The sequence below is a fragment of the Burkholderia sp. USMB20 genome (assembly GCF_000949135.2).
Lineage (GTDB): Bacteria > Pseudomonadota > Gammaproteobacteria > Burkholderiales > Burkholderiaceae > Burkholderia.
In genome coordinates this window covers 132,814-158,756 of the sequence record NZ_JTAN02000018.1, presented here as the reverse complement: position 1 = coordinate 158,756, position 25,943 = coordinate 132,814, and the positions used below count along the sequence as shown (strand labels likewise).

Annotated in this window: 23 protein-coding genes; 16 read left to right on the top strand and 7 right to left on the bottom strand. The window is 69.5% G+C overall.

All coding sequences use genetic code 11. The annotated features are described in order from the left end of the window. Positions 1-94: 94 nt before the first annotated feature. Both PL79_RS22965 and PL79_RS22960 read left to right on the top strand, forming a co-directional pair. Complete coding sequence (locus PL79_RS22965; protein WP_044846112.1) at positions 95-523, top strand: L,D-transpeptidase; 429 nt, start codon at positions 95-97, stop codon at positions 521-523. Beyond that, positions 520-1,089: a hypothetical protein gene (locus PL79_RS22960; protein WP_063927846.1), complete on the top strand. Its 570-nt coding sequence runs from the start codon at positions 520-522 to the stop codon at positions 1,087-1,089. Before PL79_RS22965 ends, PL79_RS22960 begins: the two co-directional genes overlap by 4 nt. A 59-nt stretch (positions 1,090-1,148) precedes the next feature. Here the strand turns inward: PL79_RS22960 and PL79_RS22955 are convergent, their stop codons facing one another. Further along, positions 1,149-2,369, bottom strand: a complete 1,221-nt coding sequence (locus tag PL79_RS22955; protein WP_044846111.1) for a CaiB/BaiF CoA transferase family protein — start codon at positions 2,367-2,369, stop codon at positions 1,149-1,151. Between the two features lie 240 nt (positions 2,370-2,609). Between PL79_RS22955 and alaS the strand changes: the two genes are divergently transcribed. After that, a complete protein-coding gene (alaS, locus tag PL79_RS22950; protein WP_044846110.1) occupies positions 2,610-5,234 on the top strand; it encodes an alanine--tRNA ligase in 2,625 nt (874 codons plus the stop codon). A 259-nt stretch (positions 5,235-5,493) separates the two neighbouring features. Here alaS and PL79_RS22945 read toward each other — a convergent pair whose 3' ends face one another. Further along, positions 5,494-6,414, bottom strand: a complete 921-nt coding sequence (locus PL79_RS22945) for a LysR family transcriptional regulator (protein ID WP_044846109.1) — start codon at positions 6,412-6,414, stop codon at positions 5,494-5,496. Positions 6,415-6,538: 124 nt separating this feature from the next. Here PL79_RS22945 and PL79_RS22940 point away from each other — a divergent pair, with 124 nt between their 5' ends. The 8 genes from PL79_RS22940 to PL79_RS22900 all read left to right on the top strand — a co-directional run bounded on the left by PL79_RS22940 (position 6,539) and on the right by PL79_RS22900 (position 13,585). Further along, on the top strand, positions 6,539-7,816 hold the full coding sequence (locus PL79_RS22940; protein WP_044846108.1) for a YbfB/YjiJ family MFS transporter: 1,278 nt from the start codon (positions 6,539-6,541) through the stop codon (positions 7,814-7,816). Positions 7,817-7,938: 122 nt separating this feature from the next. Beyond that, a complete protein-coding gene (locus PL79_RS22935; RefSeq protein WP_044846107.1) occupies positions 7,939-8,475 on the top strand; it encodes an NUDIX domain-containing protein in 537 nt (178 codons plus the stop codon). A 149-nt stretch (positions 8,476-8,624) separates the two neighbouring features. Next, the gene (locus tag PL79_RS22925; RefSeq protein WP_044846106.1) at positions 8,625-9,062 is read left to right on the top strand and encodes an acyl-CoA thioesterase; all 438 of its coding nucleotides are present in this window, start codon (positions 8,625-8,627) and stop codon (positions 9,060-9,062) included. 13 nt (positions 9,063-9,075) lie between these two features. Continuing rightward, entirely contained in the window at positions 9,076-10,011 is a 936-nt protein-coding gene (locus tag PL79_RS22920) for a branched-chain amino acid ABC transporter permease (protein ID WP_044846105.1), read from the top strand. Beyond that, positions 10,004-11,230 (top strand): branched-chain amino acid ABC transporter permease, encoded by a 1,227-nt coding sequence (locus PL79_RS22915; protein WP_044846104.1) that lies wholly within the window; start codon positions 10,004-10,006, stop codon positions 11,228-11,230. The genes PL79_RS22920 and PL79_RS22915 overlap by 8 nt, the downstream gene beginning before the upstream one ends. Next, positions 11,227-11,976, top strand: a complete 750-nt coding sequence (locus PL79_RS22910) for an ABC transporter ATP-binding protein (RefSeq protein ID WP_044846103.1) — start codon at positions 11,227-11,229, stop codon at positions 11,974-11,976. Before PL79_RS22915 ends, PL79_RS22910 begins: the two co-directional genes overlap by 4 nt. Then, positions 11,973-12,677 (top strand): ABC transporter ATP-binding protein, encoded by a 705-nt coding sequence (locus PL79_RS22905; protein WP_044846102.1) that lies wholly within the window; start codon positions 11,973-11,975, stop codon positions 12,675-12,677. Before PL79_RS22910 ends, PL79_RS22905 begins: the two co-directional genes overlap by 4 nt. A gap of 161 nt (positions 12,678-12,838) precedes the next feature. Further along, on the top strand, positions 12,839-13,585 hold the full coding sequence (locus tag PL79_RS22900) for a glucose 1-dehydrogenase (protein ID WP_044846101.1): 747 nt from the start codon (positions 12,839-12,841) through the stop codon (positions 13,583-13,585). A 23-nt stretch (positions 13,586-13,608) separates the two neighbouring features. On the opposite strand, the gene PL79_RS22895 is transcribed toward PL79_RS22900, so the two are convergent. The 5 genes from PL79_RS22895 to PL79_RS22875 all read right to left on the bottom strand — a co-directional run bounded on the left by PL79_RS22895 (position 13,609) and on the right by PL79_RS22875 (position 19,917). Continuing rightward, positions 13,609-14,103: a heme-degrading domain-containing protein gene (locus PL79_RS22895; protein WP_044846100.1), complete on the bottom strand. Its 495-nt coding sequence runs from the start codon at positions 14,101-14,103 to the stop codon at positions 13,609-13,611. Positions 14,104-14,187: 84 nt separating this feature from the next. Further along, positions 14,188-15,006, bottom strand: a complete 819-nt coding sequence (gene iolB, locus PL79_RS22890; protein WP_044846099.1) for a 5-deoxy-glucuronate isomerase — start codon at positions 15,004-15,006, stop codon at positions 14,188-14,190. A gap of 31 nt (positions 15,007-15,037) precedes the next feature. Continuing rightward, the gene (iolE, locus tag PL79_RS22885) at positions 15,038-15,967 is read right to left on the bottom strand and encodes a myo-inosose-2 dehydratase (protein ID WP_044846098.1); all 930 of its coding nucleotides are present in this window, start codon (positions 15,965-15,967) and stop codon (positions 15,038-15,040) included. Between the two features lie 61 nt (positions 15,968-16,028). Then, a complete protein-coding gene (iolD, locus tag PL79_RS22880; protein ID WP_044846097.1) occupies positions 16,029-17,912 on the bottom strand; it encodes a 3D-(3,5/4)-trihydroxycyclohexane-1,2-dione acylhydrolase (decyclizing) in 1,884 nt (627 codons plus the stop codon). A gap of 46 nt (positions 17,913-17,958) precedes the next feature. Beyond that, on the bottom strand, positions 17,959-19,917 hold the full coding sequence (locus PL79_RS22875; protein ID WP_044846096.1) for a bifunctional 5-dehydro-2-deoxygluconokinase/5-dehydro-2-deoxyphosphogluconate aldolase: 1,959 nt from the start codon (positions 19,915-19,917) through the stop codon (positions 17,959-17,961). Positions 19,918-20,234: 317 nt separating this feature from the next. On the opposite strand from PL79_RS22875, the gene PL79_RS22870 reads away from it, so the two are divergent. The 5 genes from PL79_RS22870 (at position 20,235) to PL79_RS22850 (ending at position 25,897) form a co-directional block, all read left to right on the top strand. Beyond that, the gene (locus PL79_RS22870) at positions 20,235-21,161 is read left to right on the top strand and encodes a sugar ABC transporter substrate-binding protein (protein ID WP_044846095.1); all 927 of its coding nucleotides are present in this window, start codon (positions 20,235-20,237) and stop codon (positions 21,159-21,161) included. A gap of 68 nt (positions 21,162-21,229) precedes the next feature. Next, positions 21,230-22,804, top strand: a complete 1,575-nt coding sequence (locus PL79_RS22865) for a sugar ABC transporter ATP-binding protein (protein ID WP_044846094.1) — start codon at positions 21,230-21,232, stop codon at positions 22,802-22,804. A gap of 27 nt (positions 22,805-22,831) precedes the next feature. Next, entirely contained in the window at positions 22,832-23,857 is a 1,026-nt protein-coding gene (locus PL79_RS22860) for an ABC transporter permease (RefSeq protein ID WP_014722872.1), read from the top strand. Between the two features lie 37 nt (positions 23,858-23,894). After that, on the top strand, positions 23,895-24,809 hold the full coding sequence (locus tag PL79_RS22855) for a sugar phosphate isomerase/epimerase family protein (RefSeq protein ID WP_044846093.1): 915 nt from the start codon (positions 23,895-23,897) through the stop codon (positions 24,807-24,809). A 74-nt stretch (positions 24,810-24,883) separates the two neighbouring features. Then, positions 24,884-25,897 (top strand): Gfo/Idh/MocA family protein, encoded by a 1,014-nt coding sequence (locus PL79_RS22850; RefSeq protein ID WP_044846092.1) that lies wholly within the window; start codon positions 24,884-24,886, stop codon positions 25,895-25,897. Positions 25,898-25,943: the final 46 nt, after the last annotated feature.

The window sequence follows — 25,943 nt, the reverse complement described above, 5'->3', positions numbered from 1 at the left end:
GTTGGACAGCGCTCCGAATTTCTGACGTGTCCCATATCGCTTGAAGTCGGTAGTGGGTAGTCTGGCGGGCCATTCGACCAGACGGAAAGCCTCCATGCCAGTCCAGCCCGCACGATCCGACCGAACCAAAGAAAACAACGGCGCCGCGACGAAACGGATTCAGGTTGATCTGTCACGGCAATGCGTGGAAGCATACGAGGGGCGCGTTTGCGTGTTCCGCTTCGACTGCGTGACAGGCGACCGCGAGCACCCGACCGATCGGGGCACGTTCAGAATCCTCCGCAAGCACCACCCCTATCGCAGTCGCATGTATAACGCGCAGATGGATCATGCAATGTTCTTCACCGCGGATGGCAAGGCGTTTCATCAATACCACGGACCGATGCCGCTCGGCGTCGTGCGGCTGGCTCGCAATTCACTGAGTGACCGGTTCGGCTCGCGCGGATGTGTGCGGCTGAACGAGGCCGATGCGCGGCAGTTGTACGAATGGACACCGGTCGGAACCATGGTGCAGGTGTCATGACGCCCGCGGCAACAGGCCGGCTCGCTCGCGCGGCCGGCGCGGTGTTCGTCGCCGTGCTCGTCGTATTGGCTTGGCGAAGCATGGTCGGGGGCGCCGGCAGTCCCGTGCCGATCGCGCCGGGTACCGAACTACTCAGTGTGCAGCCGGATGAGGTGATGTCGTTCGTCTACTCCGCCGGTACGCTGAACGTGAACGCGCATCGCGTGCAGTCGGCGGCGCCGTTCTCCGTGCGCGTCACGTTCGACGGCCGTGTTTCCCGGCAGTGTGTCGCGCCCCCTGGGCTGGCCGACCGGCTCGCGCCGCTCACCACGCTGATCGTGCGCGGCAGTGTGCCCGTCGCCGAGCTTGCGACGGCGTTCCCGACGCCGCTCGGCACGTTGGAAATGCGCGATCGCATCGCCTCCGAACCGCTTCCGACATTGGTATTCCGGGGGGCGGCCGACACGGACCCGGTGGCAGTCACCGGCCTCCCGGGCGCGGGCGGTCGTGCGATCGTCGTCGATCCGGCCGCGCGTGCCGCGCTCGCACTGCTCGCTGGCGGGTGCGATACGCTTGCGCAGCGCTGACCCCCGATATACCCGGCCGACACTGCTTGCGTGGGCGGTCGGCCGGGTATCACACGCGCTCAAATCGCCTGCTTCGCCTTCAACGCGGCGATCCGCACATCGTCGTAGCCGAGCATGTCGCGCAGCACGTCTTCCGTCTGCGCGCCCAGCAGCGGCGGGGCGGTGCGCGCATCGGGCGGCGTCGCGCTCATCCGGATCGGATTGCGCACGAGCTTCACGTCCGCGCCGCACGGGTGCGGCAGCGACACCTGCATTCCGCGCGCGACCACCTGTTCGTTGTCGAACACCTCGTCGAGTTCGTTGATCGGCCCGCACGGCACGCCGGCCGCTTCGAGCACGGCGATCCAGTCGGCCTTGCCGCGCGCCTTCACCATCTCCGCGAGGATCGGCACCAGCGTTTCGCGGTGGCGCACGCGCGACGGATTCGTCGCGAACCGTTCGTCGTCGGCCAGCTCGGGCCGCCCGCCGGCCTCGACGAACTTGCGGAACTGCCCGTCGTTGCCGACCGCGACGATGATCCAGCCGTCGCTCGTCTGGAACGTCTGGTAAGGCACGATGTTCGGGTGCGCGTTGCCCCAGCGCACCGGCGGCTTGCCGCTCGCGAGGAAGTTGGTGTTCATGTTCGCGAGCAGCGCGACCTGCACGTCGAGCAGCGCCATGTCGATGTACTGGCCTTCGCCCGTGCGATCGCGGTGCGCGAGCGCGGCGAGCACCGCGATCGTCGAATAGAGGCCCGTCGCGAGATCGGCGATCGCCACGCCGGCTTTCTGCGGCCCGCCGCCCGGCTCGCTGTCGCGCTCGCCGGTGATGCTCATGAAGCCGCCGATCCCCTGGACGATGAAGTCGTAGCCCGCGCGGTGCGCGTACGGGCCCGTCTGGCCGAATCCGGTGACCGAGCAGTAGACGAGATCGGGCTTCACCGCACGCAGCGATTCGTAATCGAGCCCGTATTTCTTCAGCTGGCCGACCTTGTAGTTCTCGAGCACGACGTCGCTCTGCGCGGCGAGCTCGCGCACGATCTGCTGGCCTTCCGGCGTCGCGATGTCGACCGTCACCGAGCGCTTGTTGCGGTTCGCCGCGAGGTAGTACGCGGCCTCGGCCGTATCGGCGCCGGTCGCGTCCTTCAGGTACGGCGGCCCCCAGTGGCGCGTGTCGTCGCCGGCGCCGGGGCGCTCGACCTTGATCACGTCCGCGCCGAAGTCGGCAAGCGTCTGCGCGCACCACGGGCCCGCGAGCACGCGGGTGAGGTCCAGCACGCGGATATGGCTCAGGGCACCCATCGTCGAATCGTCTCCTTTCATGGCTCGCCCGGCCCGAGGCAAGGCGGATTGGCATGCCGAGCATCTTAAGGCGAATCGGCCGCGCCGGTGGCCCAGGCCGCTCGTCCGGCGCGGCGGGCCGCTGGCGTGGGAGCCGCCGATCTGTATCGTATAATCGCTCGTTTACGATATCTGCCCGCCGTGCGTCCGCGAGGACGGCCGGCGTTTGAAGCCGTCTCAGCCAGACATTCCCCGCACGCCATGAAAGCTGCCGAAATCCGCGAGAAATTCCTCAAATTCTTCGAATCGAAGGGCCACACGATCGTCCGCTCGTCGAGCCTCGTGCCCGGTAACGACCCCACGCTGATGTTCACGAACTCGGGCATGGTCCAGTTCAAGGACGTGTTCCTCGGCACGGATCCGCGTCCGTACACGCGCGCCACGACCGCGCAGCGCAGCGTGCGCGCGGGCGGCAAGCACAACGACCTCGAGAACGTCGGCTACACGGCGCGCCACCACACGTTCTTCGAGATGCTCGGCAATTTCTCGTTCGGCGACTACTTCAAGCACGACGCGATCCGCTTCGCGTGGGAACTGCTGACCACGGTCTACCAGCTGCCGAAGGAAAAGCTGTGGGTTACCGTCTACCAGGAAGACGACGAAGCGTACGACATCTGGGCGAAGGAAGTCGGCGTGCCGACCGAGCGGATCATCCGCATCGGCGACAACAAGGGCGCGCGCTACGCGTCGGACAACTTCTGGACGATGGGCGACACCGGCCCGTGCGGCCCGTGTACCGAAATCTTCTACGACCACGGCCCGGACGTGTGGGGCGGCCCGCCGGGATCGCCTGAAGAAGACGGCGACCGCTACATCGAGATCTGGAACCTCGTGTTCATGCAGTTCAACCGCGACGCGCAGGGCAACATGACGCGCCTGCCGAAGCAGTCGGTCGACACCGGCATGGGCCTCGAGCGCCTCGCCGCGGTGCTGCAGCACGTGCACAGCAACTACGAGATCGACCTGTTCCAGAACCTGATCAAGGCCGCCGCGCGCGTGACCGAGATCAGCGACCTCACGAACAACTCGCTGAAGGTGATCGCCGATCACATCCGCGCGTGCTCGTTCCTGATCGTCGACGGCGTGATCCCCGGCAACGAAGGCCGCGGCTACGTGCTGCGCCGCATCGTGCGCCGCGCGATCCGCCACGGCTACAAGCTCGGCCGCAAGGGCTCGTTCTTCCACAAGCTGGTGGCCGACCTCGTCGCCGAGATGGGCGCAGCCTATCCGGAACTGAAGGAAGCCGAACAGCGCGTGACCGACGTGCTGCGCCAGGAAGAAGAGCGCTTCTTCGAGACGATCGAGCACGGGATGTCGATCCTCGAAGCGGCGCTGGCGGATGTCGACGCGAAGGGCGGCAAGGTGCTCGACGGCGAACTCGCGTTCAAGCTGCACGACACGTACGGCTTCCCGCTCGACCTCACGGCCGACGTGTGCCGCGAGCGCGGGATGACGGTCGACGAGCCGGCGTTCGACGACGCGATGGCGCGTCAGCGCGAGCAGGCGCGCGCGGCCGGCAAGTTCAAGGCCACGCAGGGCCTCGAATACTCGGGCGCGAAGACCACGTTCCACGGTTATGAAGAGATCGCGTTCGACGACGCGAAGGTCGTCGCGCTGTACGTCGACGGTTCGGCCGTCAACGAAGTGAAGCATGGCCAGGATGCGGTCGTCGTGCTCGACCACACGCCGTTCTACGCGGAATCGGGCGGCCAGGTCGGCGACCAGGGCGTGCTCGCGAATGCAGCGACGCGCTTCGCCGTGGCCGACACGCTGAAGGTGCAGGCCGACGTGATCGGCCACCACGGCACGCTCGAACAGGGCACGCTGAAGGTCGGCGACGTGCTGCGCGCGGAAATCGACGCGCATCGTCGCGCCCGCACGCAGCGCAACCACTCGGCGACCCACCTGATGCACAAGGCGCTGCGTGAAGTGCTCGGCGCACACGTGCAGCAGAAGGGCTCGCTCGTCGACGCGGAGAAAACCCGCTTCGACTTCGCGCACAACGCGCCGCTGACCGACGACGAAATCCGTCGCGTCGAGCAGATCGTCAACAACGAGATTCTGGCCAACGCGCCGGGCATCGTGCGCGTGATGCCGTACGACGAAGCGGTGAAGGGCGGCGCGATGGCGCTGTTCGGCGAGAAGTACGGCGACGAAGTGCGCGTGCTCGATCTCGGCTTCTCGCGCGAACTGTGCGGCGGCACGCACGTGCACCGCACCGGCGACATCGGCTTCTTCAAGATCGTCGTCGAAGGCGGCGTCGCGGCCGGCATCCGCCGGGTCGAGGCGATCACCGGCGACAACGCGGTGCGCTACGTGCAGGAGCTCGATGCGCGCGTGAACGAAGCGGCCGCCGCGCTGAAGGCGCAGCCGTCGGAACTCACGCAACGCATCGCGCAGGTGCAGGACCAGGTGAAGTCGCTCGAGAAGGAACTGGGCGCGCTGAAGTCGAAGCTCGCGTCGAGCCAGGGCGACGAGCTCGCGCAGCAGGCGATCGAAGTCGGCGGCGTGTTCGTGCTGGCCGCGACGCTCGACGGCGCGGACGCGAAGACGCTGCGCGAGACGGTCGACAAGCTGAAGGACAAGCTGAAGAGCGCGGCGATCGTGCTGGCGGCCGTCGAAGGCGGCAAGGTCAGCCTGATCGCGGGCGTCACGCCGGACGCAAGCAAGAAGGTCAAGGCCGGCGAGCTCGTGAACTTCGTCGCGCAGCAGGTCGGCGGCAAGGGCGGCGGCCGTCCGGACATGGCGCAGGCAGGCGGCACGGAACCGGCGAACCTGCCGGGCGCGCTGGCAGGCGTCAAGGGCTGGGTCGAAGAGCGTCTTTGATCGGCATGGCTGGTGACGCGGTGTGGTCGGGCTGACCGCGTCGCGTCACATCGCTTCGCATCAAAAAAACGACCCGATCGGCACGTGTGCCGGTCGGGTCGTTTTGTTTTTGTCGGTGTGAAGAATTAGCGCGCTCGCCGGCGCTCGCCTGCGTTCCCGGCTCGGGCAGACGCCGACGCGGCCACCACCGCCCTGGCCGCATCGCCCGTGTCGGAATGAAGATCGAGCACGCGCACCAGCGGCTGCCGGCGATCCCGACTCAGGCCGACACCGATGCGGCCACCGCCGCCTTGGTCGCATCACCCGGCTCCCGCGCAGCCTCGCCCAGCGCATCACGCAACGCGGCGAGCGCCGCCGATGCGTAACCATGCCGCCACGCGAGCAGCGTGTCGATCCCTTCGAGTTCGGGGATCGTGTGGGCGGCGACGTTGCCGGTCTCGGGCTGCAACTCGAGCACCGAGCGCGGCGCGACCGCGATGCCGGCGCCGGCCGCGACGCACGCGACGATCGCGTGATACGAACCGAGTTCGAGCACGCGCGCGGGCTTCATCCCGTGCGCCGCATACCATTGCTCGACATATTTCCGGTACGTGCAGCCGCGCTCGAACGCGACCAGCGTCGGCAGGATCACGTCGCGCGGCGTGCGCACCGGCGGATGGCCGCGCGGCGTCAGCAGCACGAGATCCTCGCGGAAGATCGGCACCGTCTCGAACGTGTCGGGCAGCGTGTCCGGCTCGGGCGGCCGCGCAAACAGCGCCGCGTCGATCTCGAAATCACGCACCTTGTCGATCAGCCAGCCGGTCGTGCCGGTCACGAGCTCCAGCGACACGTCGGGCCACGCATGGTGATAACGCGCGAGCACGGTCGGCAGCCGGCTCGCGGCCGTGCTTTCCATCGTGCCGAGCCGCAGCCGCCCGCGCGGCGTGTCCTCGCGCACCGCGTCGCGCGCCTCGTCGGCAAGCGCGAGCAGCCGCTCCGCGTACGGCAGCAGCGTGTGCCCGGCCGGCGTCAGCACGAGCCGGCGGCCGTCGCGCACGAACAGCGCCGCGCCGAGTTCCTCCTCGAGCTGCTTGATGCGCGTCGTCACGTTCGATTGCACGCGATTGAGCTTCGCCGCTGCGCGCGTCACACCGTTCTCGCGCACGACAGCCCGGAAAATCGCCAGCGCCGCCAGGTCCATGATTCTCTCCTGGAGATATGTGGATTCTTGATTATTCATTTATCGAGAACGTTCGGTCAAGCTACGATACAAGCGTTCCGATTTCCGTTCCGGCCGGCGCGCGCCGCGCGCGGCCCATGCCGCCATGTCCCGTTCCGATGCCCCGAGCGCCGTCGCCGGCGTACACCTGCCCGATGACGCCGACCGCCGCGCCCGCGCGGCCGCGCTCGCCTGCATGATCGGGCTGGCGGTCGCGCTCGGCGTCGGCCGCTTCGCGTTCACGCCGCTGCTGCCGCTGATGCTCGCCGACGGCTCGATCGGCCTGAAGGCCGGCAGCTGGCTCGCGTCGGCGAACTACGCGGGTTATTTCGTCGGCGCGGTCAGTTGCGCGGCCGTGCGGGTCGCGCCCGCGCGGATGGTGCGCTTCGGGCTGGCCGCCACCGTGCTGTTGACTGCGGCGATGGGCGTCGGCCATCTGCTCTCCGTGTGGCTCGTGGTGCGCTTCGTCGCGGGCGTCGTCAGCGCATGGACGTTCGTGTTCGTGTCGCAATGGGGGCTGCGGCGGCTCACCGAACTGCATGCGCCCGAGTGGAGCGGGGTGATCTACGCGGGGCCGGGCGTCGGGATCGTGCTGACCGGGCTGATTGGCAGCGCGCTCGCCGGCCATCGCGCGGCGCCCGGCTGGCTCGGCTTCGCGGCGTTGTCGGCGCTGCTGTCGGTCGCGATCTGGCGCACGTTCGGCAGCGCGCCGGGGCCGGCCACCTCGACAACCGCCGCGCGGGGCGCCGCGGCGCCGGCCGTGCGCGAGCGACCGGCCGCGCCGGCCGCGGCACCGCACGACGCACGGCGCCATCGCGCCGACGCCGCGTGGCTCGTCGTGCTGTACGGGATGCCGGGCTTCGGCTACATCATCACCGCGACGTTCCTGCCGGTGATCGCGCGTGCCGCGCTGCCGGCAGGGTCGCCGTGGCCCGACCTGTTCTGGCCGATGTTCGGCGCGGCGCTGATCGTCGGCGTGATCGCCGCGTCGCGATTGCCCGGCCACTGGGACAACCGGCTGCTGCTCGCCGCCGGCTGCGCGACGCAGGCGCTCGGGATCGCGGCGGGGATCGTCTGGCCGAACGCAGGCGGCTTCTCGGCCGGCAGCGCGCTGCTTGGCCTGCCGTTCACCGCGATCACGCTGTTCGCGATGCGCGAGGCGCGGCGGCTGCATGGCGAGCGAGCGGCCGGGCTGATGGGCTATGCGACCGCGTCGTACGGGGTCGGGCAGATTCTCGGCCCGCTCGTCGCCGCGCCGCTGACCGCGCGCTTCGGGTCGTTCTCGCCGGCGCTGTGGGTCGCGGCTGGCGCGTTGCTCGCCGGTGCCGCCGGCTTCGCGGCAACCGCCGCACGCGGGCGCGCGCAACCCCGCATGCAACCCTGACTTCATCGGGGCCGGATCGTCTGCGGCGCGGGCAAACTCGCTAGAATGAGGCCTTTCCCGCGCCGAGCGGGCGCGCGACGCGGCCCGCAGGCCGCCGCCGGGCGTTCGCCAGATCCCCATCGATGACCACCGCCGACTACCGTTTTTGCCCGCGCTGCGCGCGTCCGCTGACCGAGCGCGCCGATCCCGACCACGAAGGCGGCCGCATCCGCCGGGCCTGCCCGGACGACACGTGCGGCTACGTGCACTGGAACAACCCGCTGCCGGTGGTGGCGGCGATCGTCGAGCTCGACGGCAAGATCCTGCTCGCGCGCAACGCGGCCTGGCCGGAAGGGATGTTCGCGCTGATCACCGGCTTCCTCGAGAACGGCGAGACGCCCGAGGACGGCATCGCGCGCGAGGTGTTCGAGGAAACCGCGCTGAAGGCCGAGCAGGTCACGCTGGTCGGCGTCTATGAATTCATCCGCAAGAACGAGCTGATCATCGCGTACCACGTGCGCGCGTCGGGCACCGTCGCGCTGTCGCCGGAACTGCTCGAATACCGGCTCGTCGATCCGCCGCTGCTGCGCCCGTGGCGCGCCGGCACCGGCTACGCGCTCGCCGACTGGATGCGCGCGCGCGGCCTCGATTTCGAATTCGTCGACCGAGCGGGGCAGTGACGGGCCGCGCCGCCGCCATGTCGTCCGTCGCGCCGGGCACGATCGCGGCGCGGCATCTCGCCATTCGCCGGCGGGCCGTTCCGCACGGCCGCCGCGCGACGTGCGCTTCATCTTCCTCGTCCTGACCGCCCACCGCCATCGCCACCGCCATGTCCGACAAGCCGCAGCCGCGTCCGCGCGACGCCTACCGCCACTTCCTGCCGATCACGACCCGCTGGATGGACAACGACGTCTACGGGCACGTGAACAACGTCGTCTACTACAGCTACTTCGACACCGTCGTGAACGAATACCTGATCCGCGCGGGCGTACTCGACGTCGAGCACGGGCAGACGATCGGGCTCGTGGTCGAGACGCAGTGCAACTACTTCGCGCCGCTCGTCTTTCCGCAGTCGGTTGACGCGGGGCTGCGCGTCGCGAAGCTCGGCACGTCGAGCGTGCGCTACGAGATCGGGCTGTTCGCGGCGGGCGAAGCCGCGCCGGCCGCGCAGGGACACTTCGTGCACGTGTACGTCGATCGCGGCACGCGCCGCCCGGTGCCGCTGCCGGACGCGCTGCGCGCGGCGCTCGAACCGCTCGCCGGCTGACGGGCGCGCGGCGGTGCACGCGTTCGCGCTCCAGGCGTTCAACGGCCTCAGCTACGGGTTGCTGCTGTTCATGCTGTCGGCCGGCCTCACGCTGATCTTCAGCGTGCAGGGCGTGCTCAACTTCGCGCATGCGAGCTTCTACATGCTGGGCGCGTACGTCGGTTACAGCATCGCGGCCCGCGCGGGTTTCTGGCCCGCGCTCGGGCTCGCGCCGCTCGCGGTCGGGCTGCTCGGCGCCGGCTGCGAGCGCGCCCTGCTGCGCCGCGTGCAGGCGCACGGGCACACGAGCGAACTGCTGCTGACCTTCGGGCTCGCGTACCTGATCGGCGAGGGCGCGAAACTGCTGTGGGGCCTCGCACCGCTGCCGGCCCCGGTGCCGCCGCTGTTCGACGGCGCGCCCGTGACCGTGTTCGGCCTCGCGCTGCCGCGCTACCGGCTCTTCATGATGGCGATGTCCGCGGCGATGCTGGCCGCGCTCGGCGCGCTGCTGCGCGCGTCGCGCCTCGGCCTCGTCGTGCGCGCCGCGCTCACGCACCGCGCGGCCGTCGAGGCGCTCGGCTACGACGTGCCGCGCGTGATGACGGGACTGTTCGGCGCGGGCACCGCGCTCGCGGCGCTGGCCGGCGTGATCGGCGCGCCGCTCGCGGTGATCGAGCCGGCGCTGGCCGAGACCGTCGGGTCGGTGGTGTTCGCGATCGTCGTGATCGGCGGTCTCGGCTCGCTCGGCGGCGCGTTCGCCGCGTCGCTCGCGGTCGGCTTCGCGCAGACCTTCGCGGCGTCCAGCGACACGTCGCTGCGCGACCTCGCGCGATGGGCGGGCCTCGCGCTGCCCGACGGCGTCGCGGCCGTGTCGATCGCGCAGCTCGCCCCGCTGGTCCCGTACCTGCTGCTCGTCGCGGTGCTGGTCGCCCGGCCGCGCGGGCTGTTCGGCGAGCGTGTCGATGGCTAGCCGCGCGCGGGCCGGCGCGCTGCGCTGGGTGCTGTTCGCCGCGTGCGTGGCCGTGCCCGCGTGGCTGTGGCCGCATGGCGCGATGCTCGGCTATCTCGCGCAGACGGCCGCGCTCGTCGTGCTCGCGCTGTCGTACAACCTGCAGCTCGGCACGACCGGGCTGCTGTCGTTCGGCCATGCCGCCGTCGCGGGGCTCGGCGCGTTCGCCGCCGCGCATTGGTTCAATCATGTCGGCGCGCCGCTGCCGCTGTTGCCGCTCGTCGGCGGCGCGGCCGGCGCGGGCTTCGGGTTCCTGGCCGGCCTGCTCGCGACACGCCGCGCGGGCACCGTGTTCGCGATGATCACGCTCGGCCTCGGCGAATGCGTCGCGGCGGCCGCGTGGAGCGTGCCTGCGTGGTTCGGCGGCGTCGGCGGCGTGCCGATCGACCGCGCGAGCGGCGCGCCCTGGGGCGGCTGGCATTTCGGTGCGCAAACGCACGCCTACGCGGTGATCGCCGCATGGTGCATCGTGTCGGCGCTGGCGATGCACGCGCTGACGCGCACGCCGCTCGCCCGGCTCGCGAACGCGGTGCGCGACAACCCCGCGCGCGTCGCCGCACTCGGCACCGAGCCGCGCCGCGTACGGCTCGCGATGGTCACCTGCGCGTCGTTCTTCGCGGGCATCGCGGGCACGCTGACGCTGATCGACGTCGAGATCGCGACGCCCGACAGCGTGTCGATGGCGCGTTCGGCGACCGTGCTGATCGCCGCGGTGATCGGCGGCACCGGCACGTTCTTCGGGCCGGCGGCCGGCGCGGTGGTGCTGACCGCGCTGAGCGTCGTCGTCGCGGGCGTGTCGCGCGCATGGGCGCTGTATCTCGGCGTGCTGTTCGTCGCGGTCGTCGTCGCCGCGCCGCGCGGGATCGCGGGCATCGCGCAAGCGTTCGCGCATGCATTGCGGCGCGGCGCGCCGGCGGCCGAGCGGTGGCGCCTGTTGTGCGGCGTCGGCGCGTGCGTGTTCTGGGGCGTCGCGATCGTCTGCGCGGCCGAGCTCGGCTATGCGTGGCGTTTCGCGCAGGACGACGGCACCGGCATCGCGTTCGGCGCGTGGGGCATCGATGCCGATTCGCCGGCGGGCTGGGCCGTCGCGGCCTCGGCGGCCGGCATCGGCACGCTGCTGTGGGGCTGGCGCGCGCGGTTGCTGAACCACCGGCACGGCACGCGGGAGGACGGACTATGAACGGCAACGCGATCGCGCTCCACGGGATCGTGCAGCGTTTCGGTGCGCAGACCGTGCTCGACGGCATCGAATTGAGCATCGCGGCCGGCGAGCGTCATGCGCTGATCGGGCCGAACGGCGCGGGCAAGTCGACGCTGTTCGGCGTGATCGCCGGCGCGACGCGGCCGACGCGCGGGCGCGTCGTGCTGCACGGTGTCGAGTTGCGCGGGCGCGGGCCGGTCGTCGCGAGCCGGCTCGGCATCGGCCGCAGTTTCCAGCAGACGAGCGCGTTCGCGCGGCTGAGCGTGTTCGACAACCTGCGCTGCGCGGCGCTGCATGCGCCGGCCGAGCGGCGGCGCTGGTGGAACCGGCTGCGCGAATCGGCCTCGGTCGATCGCGCGGCCGCGCGCGTGCTGCACGACATCGGCCTCGATGCGCGGCGCGACGCGCCGGCCGGCGCGCTCGGCTATGCGGAACAGCGCGCGCTCGATCTGGGCATCGCGCTCGCGAGCGGCGCGCGCACGCTGCTGCTCGACGAGCCGACCGCCGGCATGAACCGCGACCAGGCGGCGCGGATGATCGCGCTGATCCGCGCGACGACGCAGGGCCGCACGGTGCTGATGATCGAGCACGACATGGATGCGGTGTTCGGCTTCGCCGAGCGCATCACGGTGCTCGTGCGCGGCACGGTGGTCGCGACCGGTGCGCCCGACGCGATCCGCGCGGACCCGGCCGTGCGCGCCGCCTATCTCGGCGAGGGTGCATGAGCGCGCTGCTCGACATCCGCGGCCTGCGTGCATGGTACGGAAGCCAGCCCGTGCTCGACGGCGTCGATCTCGCGCTCGCGCCGGGCGAGACGCTCGCGCTGCTCGGCCGCAACGGCGCGGGCCGCTCGACGCTCGCGAAGGCCGTGATGGGGCTCGTGCGCACCGCGGGCTCGGTGCGCATCGCCGGCGCCGAATGCGCGGGCGCGCGCACGTTCGAGATCGCGCGGCGCGGCGTCGCGTACGTCGCCGAAAGCCGCGACGTATTTCCGCTGCTGAGCGTGCGCGACAACTTGCGGCTCGGGCTGCGCGGCCTGAGCGGCGCGGCCGAACGTGCCGCGCTCGACCGGCTGCTCGCGCGCTTTGCGCTGCTGGGCGCGCGGGCCGACGTGAAGGCCGGGCGGCTCTCGGGCGGCGAGCAGCAGGTGCTCGCGCTGGTGCGCGCGCTCGCGGGCCGCCCGCGCGTGCTGATCGTCGACGAACCGGCCGAAGGGCTCGCGCCGCTCGCGGTCGACGCAGTCGGCGCCTGCCTTGCCGCGCTGCAGGACGACGGCGTCGCGATCCTGCTGATCGAGCAGCGGCTGCAGCTCGCGCCGCGGCTCGCGCAGCGCGTCGCGATAATGGGGCGCGGGCGGATCGTCTACGACGGCGCGCTCGACGGGCTCGCCGGCGACGTCGTCGGCACGTGGCTGAGCGCCGGCTGACCGTCCGTCGACCGATTGTTCGGCAAACCTCGCCAGTCAATTCGTGTCGAGCCGCTTTATCGCGGCCGCCGGAACCGCGAAGATTGCCAGCAAGGCCGGTGCGCCGCGACAGGCGCGACCGGTACCCATCCATCGAAGTCTTCCGACTGGGGAATGAAATCATGAGCAAGCTGGCAGGCAAGGTCGCGATCGTCACGGGCGCTTCCAAGGGGATCGGCGCCGCAATCGCGAAGGCGCTGGGCGCCGAAGGCGCGTCGGTCGTCGTCAACTACGCGAGCAGCAAGGCCGGTGCCGACGCGGTCGTGAGCGCGATCGTCGAAGCGGGCGGCCGCGCGGTCGCGGTCGGCGGCGACGTGTCGAAGGCCGCGGACGCGCAGCGCATCGTCGATACGGCGATCGACACGTACGGCCGTCTCGACGTGCTGGTCAACAATTCCGGCGTGTACGAATTCGCGCCGATCGAGGCGATCACCGAAGAGCACTACCGCCGGCAGTTCGACACGAACGTGCTCGGCGTGCTGCTGACGACGCAGGCCGCCGTCAAGCATCTGGGCGAAGGCGCGAGCATCATCAACATCAGTTCCGTGGTGACGAGCATCACGCCGCCCGCAAGCGCCGTGTACAGCGGCACCAAGGGCGCCGTCGACGCGATCACCGGCGTGCTCGCGCTCGAACTCGGCCCGCGCAAGATTCGCGTGAACGCGATCAACCCGGGCATGATCGTGACCGAAGGCACGCACAGCGCGGGCATCATCGGTTCGGACCTCGACCGGCAGGTGCAAAGCCAGACGCCGCTCGGCCGCCTCGGCGAGCCGGACGACATCGCGTCGGTCGCGGTGTTCCTCGCATCGGACGATGCGCGCTGGCTGACCGGCGAGCGCCTCGTCGCGAGCGGCGGGCTGCACTGATCGCGCGAGCCGGCGCGCGCCCGCTACGCGATCATCGCGAGCGCGTTCGCGCCGACATGCCAGCGCAGGCTCTCGACGACGAGCGCATGATCGCGTTCGTCGTCGAGCCCGGCGATCGCCATCGCGCCGACGATGCCGCCGTCGGCCAGCCGCAGCGGCACGCCGCCGCCGTCGAGCGCATAGTCGGCATCCGACAATCCCTGCGACTGCAACGACCAGCCGGCGCGGCGAAAGCGCGCGCCGACCTCGAGCGAACTGGCGCCGAAGCGCAACACCGTGTTCTGCCGGCGGCGGATCGCGTCGCTGTCGCGGGCGCGGCTGCCGTCGAGCGCGCAATAGAACAGCGGTGCGGCTTCGCCGACGATGCCGACCGCGATCGGCAGCCCGCGGCGCGACGCGAGATTGACCGCGATGTCGCCGAGCCGGCGCGCGACGTCGGCATCGAAGTGCGCCAGCATCGGCGTTGAGGCCGTGTCGCCGAAGGGCGTGGGCGCGCAGCGCGGGAAAGGGATCGGCATGGCAGCTCCGTGTCGTCGCAAGTCCGGCTCGTGCGCGCGTCCTGCATCGCGCGCCGGCCGTCGATCGTTCAGCGCGTCAATGCTTCAGCGCCCGGGCGCCGCGTCGAGCATCCACTCGTGCGCGGGGTCGTTCTTGAACGCCCACGCGCGGCTCGGCCCGGCCATCACGTTCAGGTAGTACAGGTTGTAGCCGTGCGGCGCGACCACCGGGTGATAGCCGCGCGGCACCATCACGACGTCGTGGTTCTCGACCGCGCATGCCTCGTCGAGGCTGCGGTCGTCCGTGTACACGCGCTGGAACGCGAAACCCTGCGGCGGATCGATCCGGTGGTAATAGGTTTCCTCGAGCGACGTTTCGTCGGGCGCCGCGTCGCGATCGTGCTTGTGCGGCGGATAGCTGCTCGAGTGGCTCGCGGGCGTGATCACTTCGACGACCAGCAGCCGGTCCGCGGCCGGGTTGTCGCCCATCAGGATGTCGCATACGTAGCGCGTGTTGGTGCCTTGCCCGCGCACCGCACGCCGCATCCGTTCGCCGTCGAGGCGCTGCACGCGCTTGTCGCCGCTCGCGTAAGGCGCGGTGCACAGCGCGACTTCCGCGTCGCGCGTCGCCACCAGCGTGACGGTCTTGCCGCCCGGCACGTACAGTGCGTCCGGCGACACTTCCTCGAACACGCTGTCGCGCTTGCCAAGCGCGTCGTAGGTCTCGCCGTCGACTTGCGCGCGCAGCGTGCCCGTGAGCACGACGACGCACAGTTCGCGCGTGCCCGTGTCGAGCGTTTCGGTGTCGCCGGCCTTCAGGCGCAGCGCGCGAAAGCCGACGTGTTTCCAGCCGGCCGACTCGGGCGTCACGTTGCAGATTTCGCGGTCGGCGGATGCCTTGACCAGCAGGGGAGAAATCGTCATGGCGTGAGGTTCCTCGATGAGATGACGGGGCTTACGCGCTCAACCGGTCGACGATCGCGCGCAGCGATTCGTAGCCCTTCTTCGCATACTGATAGCTCGGCGCGACGGCCGGGTCCTGCTCGGCCTCGACCACGAGCCAGCCTTCGTAGCCGGCGTCCTTCAGCGTGCGCAGCGTCGCTTCGTAATCGAGCGCGCCGTCGCCCGGCACCGTGAAGGTGCCGTTGATCACGCCGTTCAGGAAGCTCCAGCCGCCGTTGCGCGCCTGCGTGACGACCTGCGGCCGCACGTCCTTGCAGTGCACGTGCACGACGCGCGCCACGTGCTTCCTCAGCAGCGCGACCGGATCGGCCGCGCCGCCGAAATACGCGTGGCCCGTGTCGAACAGCAGGAACACCTTCGCCGGATCGGTCAGCGCCATCAGCCGGTCGACGTCGTCCGGCGATTCGACGTACGCGCCCATGTGGTGATGGTAGGCGAGCTTGATCCCGTAGGTCTCGAGCAGGTGCGCGCCGAATGCGTCGAGGCGCGCCGCATAGCGCCGCCAGGTTTCATCGTTGACGAAACGCGGGCGCTTGGCGACCGGCGTGTCGATGCTGCCCTGGATCGTGCCCGCGCATTCGCCGTACACCACGACCTTCACGTCGTTGAACTGCAGCTTCGTCATGTGTGCGCGGCAGCGCTCGATTTCGGCCTCGACGGCATCGGCGTCGCTCATGCCCGGCGCGACTTCCGCCAGAAATCCCGAATACCAGCCCGACACGCACACGAGCCCGAACTCGGCGAGCTTCGCCTTCAGCTCGGGGCCCGTCTTCGGAAACTTGTTGCCGAGCTCGAAGCCCGCGTAGCCGATTTCGGCGCCTTCCTTCAGTGCCGTCTCGAGCGGCGTCTCGCCGCCGAGCGACGGCAGGTCGTCGTTCATCCACGACAGGGGATTGATACCGATGCGAACGTTCCAGCTCATGACGTGCTTCCTTGGTTCGAATGTTGTTTTCGCGGAGCGGCGGATTGAATGGGGAAACGGATCAGCGCCGCTGCCGGGTTTTCTCGTCGAGATACGTCCGGTGCGCGCGTTCGACACCGGCGCGCGCGGATACCTGCGGCACCGCGACTTCCCACCACGCGCCGCCGTCCGCGGTCGTGCGCTCGTGCGTCGTGTCGATCACGATGACCTGGCTCGTCTTCGCCGCGCGCGCACGCTTCATTTCGCTGCGCAGCTCGCCGACGTCGCGCACGTGCACGGCTTCGGCGCCCATCGAGCGCGCATGCATCGCGAAGTCGATCGTCGAGCGTTCGCCGCCTTCCGGCACGCAGTCGTCGAGCATGTTGTTGAAGCTCGCGCCGCCGCAATTGATCTGCAGCCGCTCGATGCAGCCGTAGCCGCGGTTGTCGAGGATCACGACGATGAGCTTGCGGCCGAGCATCACGGACGTCGCGAGTTCGGCGTTGAGCATCATGTACGAGCCGTCGCCGACGATCACGATCACTTCGCGCTCGGGCCGCGCGAGCTTCGCGCCGAGGCCGCCTGCGACCTCGTAGCCCATGCACGAGTACGCGTAGTCCATGTGGTAGTTGCCCGGCACGCCGCTGCGCCACAGCTTGTGCAGTTCGGCCGGCAGCGTGCCGGCCGCGCACACGACGAGATCGTCGCGCGCGCTGTCGCGTCCCGCGTCGGCCGCCGAGTCGCGCACCGCGCCGATCACTTCCGCGTCGTACGGCAGGGTGTCCTTCGGCACGCGCGTGGTCAGCTCGGTCACGCGCGCGTTCCACGCGGCGGCCTGATCCTGGTTCGCGGCCGTCCACGCCGCATCCGCGCGCCAGCCGGCGAGCGCGGCCGACAGCTGGCCGAGGCCCGTGCGCGCATCGGCGATCAATTGCCGGCCGCGTTTCTTGCCCGCGTCGAACGGCTGCACGTTCAGGCTCAGCAGCGTCGCATTGCCGAACAGCGCGTGCGAGCCGGTCGTGAAGTCCTGCAGGCGCGTGCCGACCGCGAACACCACGTCGGCCTGCGCGGCCGCGCGGTTCGCGGCGGGTGAGCCCGTCACGCCGATCGAGCCGAGGTTCAGCGGGTCGTCCCACGCGAGGCTGCCCTTGCCGGCCTGCGATTCGGCGACCGGCACGCCGTGCGTGTCGGCGAACGTGCGCAGCGCGTCCCATGCCTGGCTGTACAGCACGCCGCCGCCGGCGACGATCAGCGGTTTCTTCGCCGCTTTCAACACGTCGAGCGCATCCGCGAGTTCGAGCGTGTCGGCAGGCGGGCGGCGCATCCGGATCACCGGCGGCGCGAAGAAATCCTCCGGCCAGTCGTACGCGAAGGTCTGCACGTCCTGCGGCAGCGCGAGGCACACGGGGCCGCATTGCGCGGGGTCGGTCATCACCTGGATCGCGCGCGGCAGTGCGACCAGCAGCTGCTCGGGCGACGTGATCCGGTCGAAGTAGCGCGTCACCGGCCGGAAGCAGTCGTTCGCGCTGACGTCGCCCTGTTCGAAGTCCTCGACCTGCTGCAGCACCGGGTCGGGCAGCCGCGACACGAACACGTCGCCGGGCAGCAGCAACAGCGGCAGCCGGCCGACGTGCGCGAGCGCCGCGGAGGTCAGCATGTTGGTCGCGCCGGGGCCGATGCTCGACGTCGCGGCCATCATTCGCTGGCGGAAGTTCGCTTTCGCGAACGCGACGGCCGCATTCGCCATTCCTTGCTCGTTGTGCGCGCGGAACGTCGGCAGCCGTTCTTTTTCGGCATGCAGCGCTTCGCCGAGCCCGGCCACGTTGCCGTGGCCGAAGATCGCGAACACGCCGCCGCAATACGGCAGGATCTCGGTGCGGCCGTCCGGCTGGACGACTTCGGCGCGCAGGGCGGCCAGGTAGCGCACGAGCGCCTGGCTGACGGTCAGTCTCACGGTGGTGGTCATCGTCTGTCGATCAGGAGGAATCGGGGGGTCATCACGGACATCTGCATCAGGCGGCTGCGGCGGCGCGCGCGGCGGCACGGCGACCGAGCCACGCGTCGACCAGCTGCGCGAAATTGCCGGCCACTTCGTCGATCAGCGCCTGGTCGTCGATCCGGCCGGCGAGCCAGTGCAGCGACGCGTCGGCCCAAAGCGTGCGCCCGACCATGAAGCCCTTGACGATCGGGTTGGTCGCCGAGCGGAAGCTGTCGACCAGATATTGCAGCGGCTGGTTCAGCCCGAGGATCACCGCGCCGCGGCAGTGCGGGTCGCGCTCGGCCACCAGCGTCTCGAGCCGCGCCCAGCCGTCGGCGCTCATCGGTGCGAGCTTCCACCACTCCGGCATCACGCCGAGGTTGTAGAAGCGCGCGACCGTGCGCAGCACCGCGTCGTCCTCGGTGCCGGGCGGCGTGACCGCGCGCGGCGGAATGATTTCCAGCAGCAGCTCGTTGCCGCTCGCGCGCGTGGCTTCCCACAGCTCCAGCACGCGCTGCTCCTGCGCGACGCGCAGGTCGACGTCGTCGTCGGGGTGGTAGTGGACCAGGCACTTCACGACCTGTTCGGTCGGCCAGTGCGTGAGCGACGAGCCGACCGAGCGCGTGTCGTCGAAGCACAGCGGCCGCGAGCCGGGCAGCTCGACCGGGCGACCGACCCACCAGCCGCGGCCGGTGGCCGACGCGAGCGCGTCGCGGCCGTACGCGCCGCCGTCGATCAGCACGCCGACGTGGCCTTCGATCCGGCGATCGCGCTCGACCTGTTCGGCCGCGCGCACGAGCAGGCGCTTGAGCGTCTTGATCCGCGCCTCGTCCGCGCCGGCCTGCACCGCGAGTTCGTAGAACTGGCTGCGATGGTCGAACGCCATCACGCACAGGTCGTCCCATGCGCGGCGCGGCACCGTCACGCGATGGAGGTGCGCGAGCGAGCGATCGGCGTCCACCTGCGGATTGCGGCTGCCGCCGAACCAGTGCGCGAGCTCGGCCGGCGTCGGCATCGCGGCCGAGCATGCGTGGCGCGACACGACGATCGCACCGCACGCATTCGCGATGCGCGTCGCTTGCGCCCAGCCGTGCCCGCGCAGCAGCCCGGACAGCAGGCCCGACAGGAACGCGTCGCCCGCGCCCAGCACGTTCAGGACTTCGACGCGTTCGCCGTGGAAGGTCGGCGCATCGTCGATGCGCGCGGGGATGTCGCCCTCGATCACGCAGCAGCCGAGCGCGCCGCGCTTGACCACCAGCACCGCGCCGCTCGCGCGGCGCACGGCCTGCAGCGACGCGATCAGGTCGTGCGGCACGCCGCCCGCGATCAGGAATTCCTCCTCGGTGCCGACCAGCAGGTCGAACTCGCCGAGCACCTGCTGCAGCTGCCGCGTGACCTGCGCGTCGGGCACGTAGCGGTTCTCGCCCGCGCCGCGCGCGGTCAGCCCCCACAGCACCGGCCGGTAGTCGATGTCGAGGATCCGCACGACGCCGTGGCGGCGCGCGTAGCCGAGCGCGGTCAGCGACGCCTCGCGGGTGCCCGGCGTCGAAAGATGGGTGCCGGTGATCGCGAGCGCGCGGCAGCCGGCGATGAAGTCCTCGCGGATCTCGTCGGCGCGCACGGCCATGTCCGCGCAGTTCTCGCGCACGAACAGCAGCGGGAACGTGTCGCGATCCTTCAGCCCGAGCAGCACGAGCGCGGTCAGGCGTTCCGGATCGGTCTGCAGCTGGCTCGTGTCGCAGCCTTCGCGCTCGAGCGTCTCGCGCACGAAGCGGCCCATCTGCTCGTCGCCGACGCGCGAGATCATCGCGGTCTTCAGCCCGAGCCGGGCGACGCCGAACGCGACGTTGCCCGACGAGCCGCCGAGATACATCTGGAAGCTGCGCGCATCCTCCAGGCGGCTGCCGTACTGTTGCGCGTAAAGGTCCACGGCGACGCGGCCGAGGCAGGCGAGATCGATGGGGCGGTCAGTCGGAAAGTTCAACGGGCTCATATCACGTGTCACGCTCGCGGCCGGCGTTCGACCCTGCCGGCGGATTGAGGGACCGATCCTGCGACGGTGGTGCGTCACGTGCGCGGCACGACACGGGAATGCCTGCCGCAAGGAATCGGGCTACGGAACGGAGTCTAGACTTTTTGGAAATCCAGTTCCCTAGGTGAAATCACGTAGAAATAAATTTCCAAATTTTCGAAGAAGTGATCTACAGTTTCATCCGGATGCTTCAGTCCGAATCGGATCCGATCGGACTCGGCCCGGCGGCGCGCAACGCGCCGTTTTTCCGCCCCCGGAGATGAGGAGACAGAGTGATCATGAAGACCAAGCTGATGGCCGCCGCGGCCGCCGCAATCCTGGCCATGCCGCTCGCGCATGCCGAGAAGATCGGCGTGACGATGGCATCGTTCGACGACACGTTCCTGACGATCCTGCGCAACAGCATCGGCGATGCGGCGAAGAAGGACGGCGCGACCGTGCAGATCGAGGACGGCGGCAACGACGTCGGCAAGCAGTTGAGCCAGGTCCAGAACATGATCGCGCAGAAGGTCGACGCGATCATCGTGAATGCGGTCGACACCGACGCGACGCCGAAGATCACCAAGATGGTGACCGCCGCGAAGATCCCGCTCGTCTACGTGAACCGCAAGCCGGTCGATTTCGACAAGCTGCCGGCCGGCGTCGCCGTGGTCGCGTCCGACGAGAAACAGTCGGGCACGCTGCAGGCGCGCCAGGTGTGCAAGCTGCTCGGCGGCAAGGGCGACATTCTGGTGCTGATGGGCGAGCTGTCCAACGAGTCGGCGCGCGCGCGCACCAAGGACATCGAGGACGTGATCGCGACCAAGGACTGTGCCGGCATGAAGATCGTCGACAAGCGCGAAGGCAAGTGGAGCCGCACGCAGGGCCAGGACATCACGATGAACTGGCTGAGCTCCGGGACGAAGTTCGACGCGATCGTGTCGAACAACGACGAAATGGCGATCGGCGCGATCAACGCGCTGAAGGCCGCGCGCAAGCTGACGCCGAAGACGGTCGTCGCGGGCATCGACGCGACGCCGGACGGGCTCGCGGCGATGAAGAGCGGCGAGCTGAAGGTGTCGGTGTACCAGAACGCGGCCGGGCAGGGCGCGCAGGCCGTCGCGGCCGCGCTCAAGCTGGCGAAGAAGCAGCCCGTCGAGCGCTTCGTGAACGTGCCGTTCGAACTCGTCACGCCGGAGAACATGAACCAGTACGCGAAGCACTGACCGGTTTTTCCGCTGAACTGCGCGGGCCCGGCGTGTCCGGGTTCGCGTGTGACTTTCGAGGAACGTCCATGTTTACAGCCAGGATGGCGCGCTCGATGGCGAGCGAAAGCGCGCCGGCCGCCTCGTCCGCCGCACCGGGTTCGTCCGGTGTGCCCGCCGCCGACTGCGTGCTCGAGGTGCGCGGCGTCGGCAAGTCGTTTCCCGGCGTCGTCGCGCTCGACGGCGTGCAGTTCCGCGTGCGGCGCGGCACCGTGCATGCGCTGATGGGCGAGAACGGCGCCGGCAAGTCGACGCTGATGAAGATCATCGCCGGCGTCTACACGCCCGACCAGGGCGAGATCCTGATCAACGGCGAGCCCGTCGTGCTGAACGGCCCGCTCGACGCGCTCGATCGCGGGATCGCGATGATCCACCAGGAACTCAACCTGATGCCGTACATGACGGTCGCGGAGAACATCTGGATCCGCCGCGAACCGAAGAACCGCTTCGGCCTGATCGATCATGCCGAGCTGCGCCGCCGCACCGCCGCGCTGTTCGAGCGGCTGTCGATCGACATCGACCCGGAAGCCGACGTGCGCACGCTGACGGTCGCGAGCCGCCAGATGGTCGAGATCGCGAAGGCCGTGTCGTTCGACTCCGACGTGCTGATCATGGACGAGCCGACTTCCGCGCTGACCGACAAGGAGGTCACGCACCTGTTCCGCATCATTCGCCAGCTGCGCGAGCAGGGCAAGGGCATCGTCTACATCACGCACAAGATGAACGAGCTGTTCGAGATCGCCGACGAGTTCTCGGTGTTCCGCGACGGCAAGTACATCGGCACGCACGCGTCGAGCGACGTCACGCGCGACGACATCATCCGCATGATGGTCGGCCGCGAGATCACGCAGATGTTCCCGAAGGAGGAGGTGCCGATCGGCGACGTCGTGCTGGCCGTGAAGAACCTCGGCGTCGACGGCGTGTTCCGCGACGTCAGCTTCGAGCTGCGCGCGGGCGAGATCCTCGGCGTCGCGGGCCTCGTCGGCTCGGGGCGCTCGAACGTCGCGGAGGCGCTGTTCGGCGTCGTGCCGGCCACCTCCGGCGAGATCCTGATCGACGGCAAGCCGGTGCGCATCGCCACGCCCGCGCAGGCGATGAAGCACGGGATGGCGTTCCTCACCGAGGACCGCAAGGACACCGGCTGCTTCCTGAATCTCGACCTGCTCGCGAACATGGAAGCGGCGGTGCTCAGCAACCGCTACGTGAAGTTCAATTTCGTGCGGCAGGCGCAGTTGAAACGCGACTGCGAGGAAATGAGCCGGATGCTGCGCGTGAAGACGCCCGGGCTGCACGAGGAAATCCAGAACCTGTCGGGCGGCAACCAGCAGAAGGTGCTGATCGGCAGATGGTTGCTCACGCAACCGCGCATCCTGATCCTCGACGAGCCGACCCGCGGGATCGACGTCGGCGCGAAGGCCGAGATCCACCGGCTCGTCAGCGCGCTCGCCGGCAAGGGCGTCGCGGTGCTGATGATCTCGTCGGAGATGCCGGAGGTGCTCGGCATGAGCGATCGCGTGATGGTGATGCACGAAGGCCGGATGACCGGCATCGTCGAACGCAAGGACGCCGACCAGGTCCGCATCATGGACCTGGCCTCGCGCTGAGCCGCAACAAGCATGGAGACAACTGAAATGGGCAACCTGAATCCGGTCGCGGACGCGCAGTCCATGACGATCAAGACGCGGCACGCGAAGTGGCCGCCCGAACTGAGCATCTTCCTGGTGCTGGTGGGCATCAGCCTGTTCTTCGAGGTGATCGGCTGGCTCGTCGTCGGGCAGAGCTTCCTGTTCAACGCGGAGCGGCTCGAGATCATCGTGCTGCAGATGGCCGTGATCGGCATCATCGCGGTCGGCGTGAACCTCGTGATCATCACGAGCGGGATCGACCTGTCGTCGGGGTCCGTCGTCGCGGCGGCGGCGGTCGTGTCGGCCAGCCTCGCGCAGGTGTCCGATTTTCCGCGCGCGGTGTTCCCGCACCTGACCGACCTGCCGATCATCTGGCCGGTGCTGGCCGGCGTGTGCGTCGGGCTGCTGGTCGGCCTGCTCAACGGCTCGCTGATCGCGCTGACGGGCATCCCGCCGTTCATCGCGACGCTCGGCACGATGGTGGCCGCGCGCGGCTTCGCGAAGTGGTTCACCAACGGGATGCCGGTATCGATGCTGACCGACCAGTTCGCGGCGATCGGCGCGGGCGCGAACCCGGTGATCATCTTCGTCGTGGTGGCCGCGATCTTCCACGTCGTGCTGCGCTACACGCGCTTCGGCAAGTACACGTATGCGATCGGCGCGAACCGCCACGCGGCCGTCGTATCGGGCATCAACGTGACGCGCCATCTGGTGTTCGTCTATGCGATCGCGGGCCTCCTGAGCGGGATCGCCGGCACCGTGACGGCCGCGCGCGCGATCTCAGGCCAGTCGGGCATGGGCGTGATGTACGAGCTCGACGCGATCGCGGCCGTCGTGATCGGCGGCACGTCGCTGTCGGGCGGCCTCGGGCGCGTGACGGGCACCGTGATCGGCGTGCTGATCCTCGGCGTGATGACGTCGGGCTTCACGTTCATCCGGATCGACGCGTACTACCAGGAGATGGTCAAGGGCGCGATCATCGTCGCGGCCGTGATCGCCGACCAGTATCGCAACAAGAAATCGCGCCGCTGACCGGCCGAGATCGAACACACAACCGATCGGGAATAAAATGAAGATCGCTTTGGATCCCTACATGATTCGCCACCTGCCGCTCGACCGGCTGCCGCATGCGGTGGCCGAGCTCGGCTACGACCAGATCGAGCTGTCGCCGCGCAGCGACTTTCTCGACTGGTGGGTGATGCCGCGCGCGACGCGCGAGCGCATGGCCGCGTTCCGGCAAGCGTTGCGCGCGAGCGGCGTGGGCCTTGCGTCGCTGCAGCCGATGTACCGCTGGGCCAGCCCGTTCGATGACGAGCGGCAGTGGGCGGTGCGCTGCTGGAAGAAGGCGATCGAGGCCGCGCTCGAGATGGAATGCCCGCTGATGGTGTCCGAATTCGGGCGCGGCGCGTCGCCGGAGCGCTCGGTCGGCGAACGGCCGGGCGCGAATCCGAAGGAGCTGTGCGAAGCCGCGTGGTTCCGTTCGATGGACGAGCTGCTGCCGATCCTCGAGCGCGAACGCATCGTGCTGTCGGTCGAGCCGCATCCGGAAGACTGGATCGAGCAGCTGCAGCCGGCGATCGACATCGTCACGAACATCGGTTCGCCGTCGCTGAAGCTGTCGTACATCGCGCCGCACACGTTCTATTACGGCGACGACATGGCCGCGATGATCGCGGCCGCCGCACCGATCCTCGCGCACGTGCGCGTGGCCGACACGTTCGACCACCGCAAGAGCAGCCAGCTGCGCTACATCGTGAACCCGCCGGGCTCGAACCAGATCCGCGTGCACCAGCATCTCGACATCGGGCAGGGCGAGATCGACTGGGACGTGTTTTTCCGCGCACTCGGCAGCGCCGGCTTCGACGGTGTGATGTCGTCGTGCGTGTTCGCGTGGGAGGACCGCGCGGAAGCGTCGTCGCGCTACATGCGCGACACGATCCAGCGCTACGTCGAACGCCATTTCGAACGGGCGGCCGCGCGCTGACCCGTTTTGGAACCATTGCCGACCGGCGCGGCACGGGCCGCGCCGTCGTTGAACCAGAGACTGGAGATATCCGGATGACCTTGCAAATCGGCGTGATCGGCTGCGGCGCGATCGGCCAGGACCATATCCGCAGGCTCACGCGCACGCTGTCCGGCGCGCGCGTGGTGGCCGTCAATGACATCGATCCGCAGCAGGCGCGCGATGCGGTGACGAAGTACGGGCTCGACGCGGAAATCTACGGCGACGGCCACGAAGTGGTCGCGGCTGCCGACGTACAGGCCGTGCTCGTCACGTCGTGGGGACCGACGCACGAAGCGTTCGTGCTCGACGCGATCGCGCACGGCAAGCCGGTGTTCTGCGAGAAACCGCTGGCCGTCACGGCCGACGGCTGCATGCGCATCGTCGAAGCCGAGGTCGCGCACGGCCGCCGGCTCGTGCAGGTCGGCTTCATGCGTCCGTACGACGAAGGCTATCGCGCGCTCAAGCGCGTGATCGACGGCGGCGAGATCGGCGCGCCGCTGATGCTGCATTGCGCGCACCGCAACCAGTCGGTCGGCGAGCGCTATACGACCGACATGGCGATCACCGACACGCTGATCCACGAGCTCGACGTGCTGCGCTGGCTGCTCGGCGAGGACTATGCGAGCGCGCAGGTCGTCTATCCGAAGAAGACGCGCCATGCGTCCGCGCATCTCGCCGATCCGCAGATCGTGCTGCTCGAAACCGCGAGCGGCGTGCGCATCGACGTCGAGATCTTCGTGAACTGCCAATACGGCTACGACATCCAGTGCGAGGTGGTCGGCGAGAACGGCATCGCGAAGCTGCCCGATCCGCCCGCGGTCGGGCTCAAGCACGCGGCGCGGCAGTCGGTCGAGATCATGACCGACTGGAAGGAGCGCTTCATCGCGTCGTACGACGTCGAGCTGCAGGCGTTCATCGACGGCGTGCGGCAGGGTGCGCTGACCGGGCCGTCCGCGTGGGACGGCTATGCGGCGGCGGTCGCGGCCGATGCGTGCGTGCGCGCGCAGCAGAGCGGGGCGGTCGAGCCGATCGCGATGGCCGAACGCCCGGCGTTCTATCGCGGCTGAACCGGCTGAACACGCCGACACCGGGCCGCGTGTCCACGCGGCCATG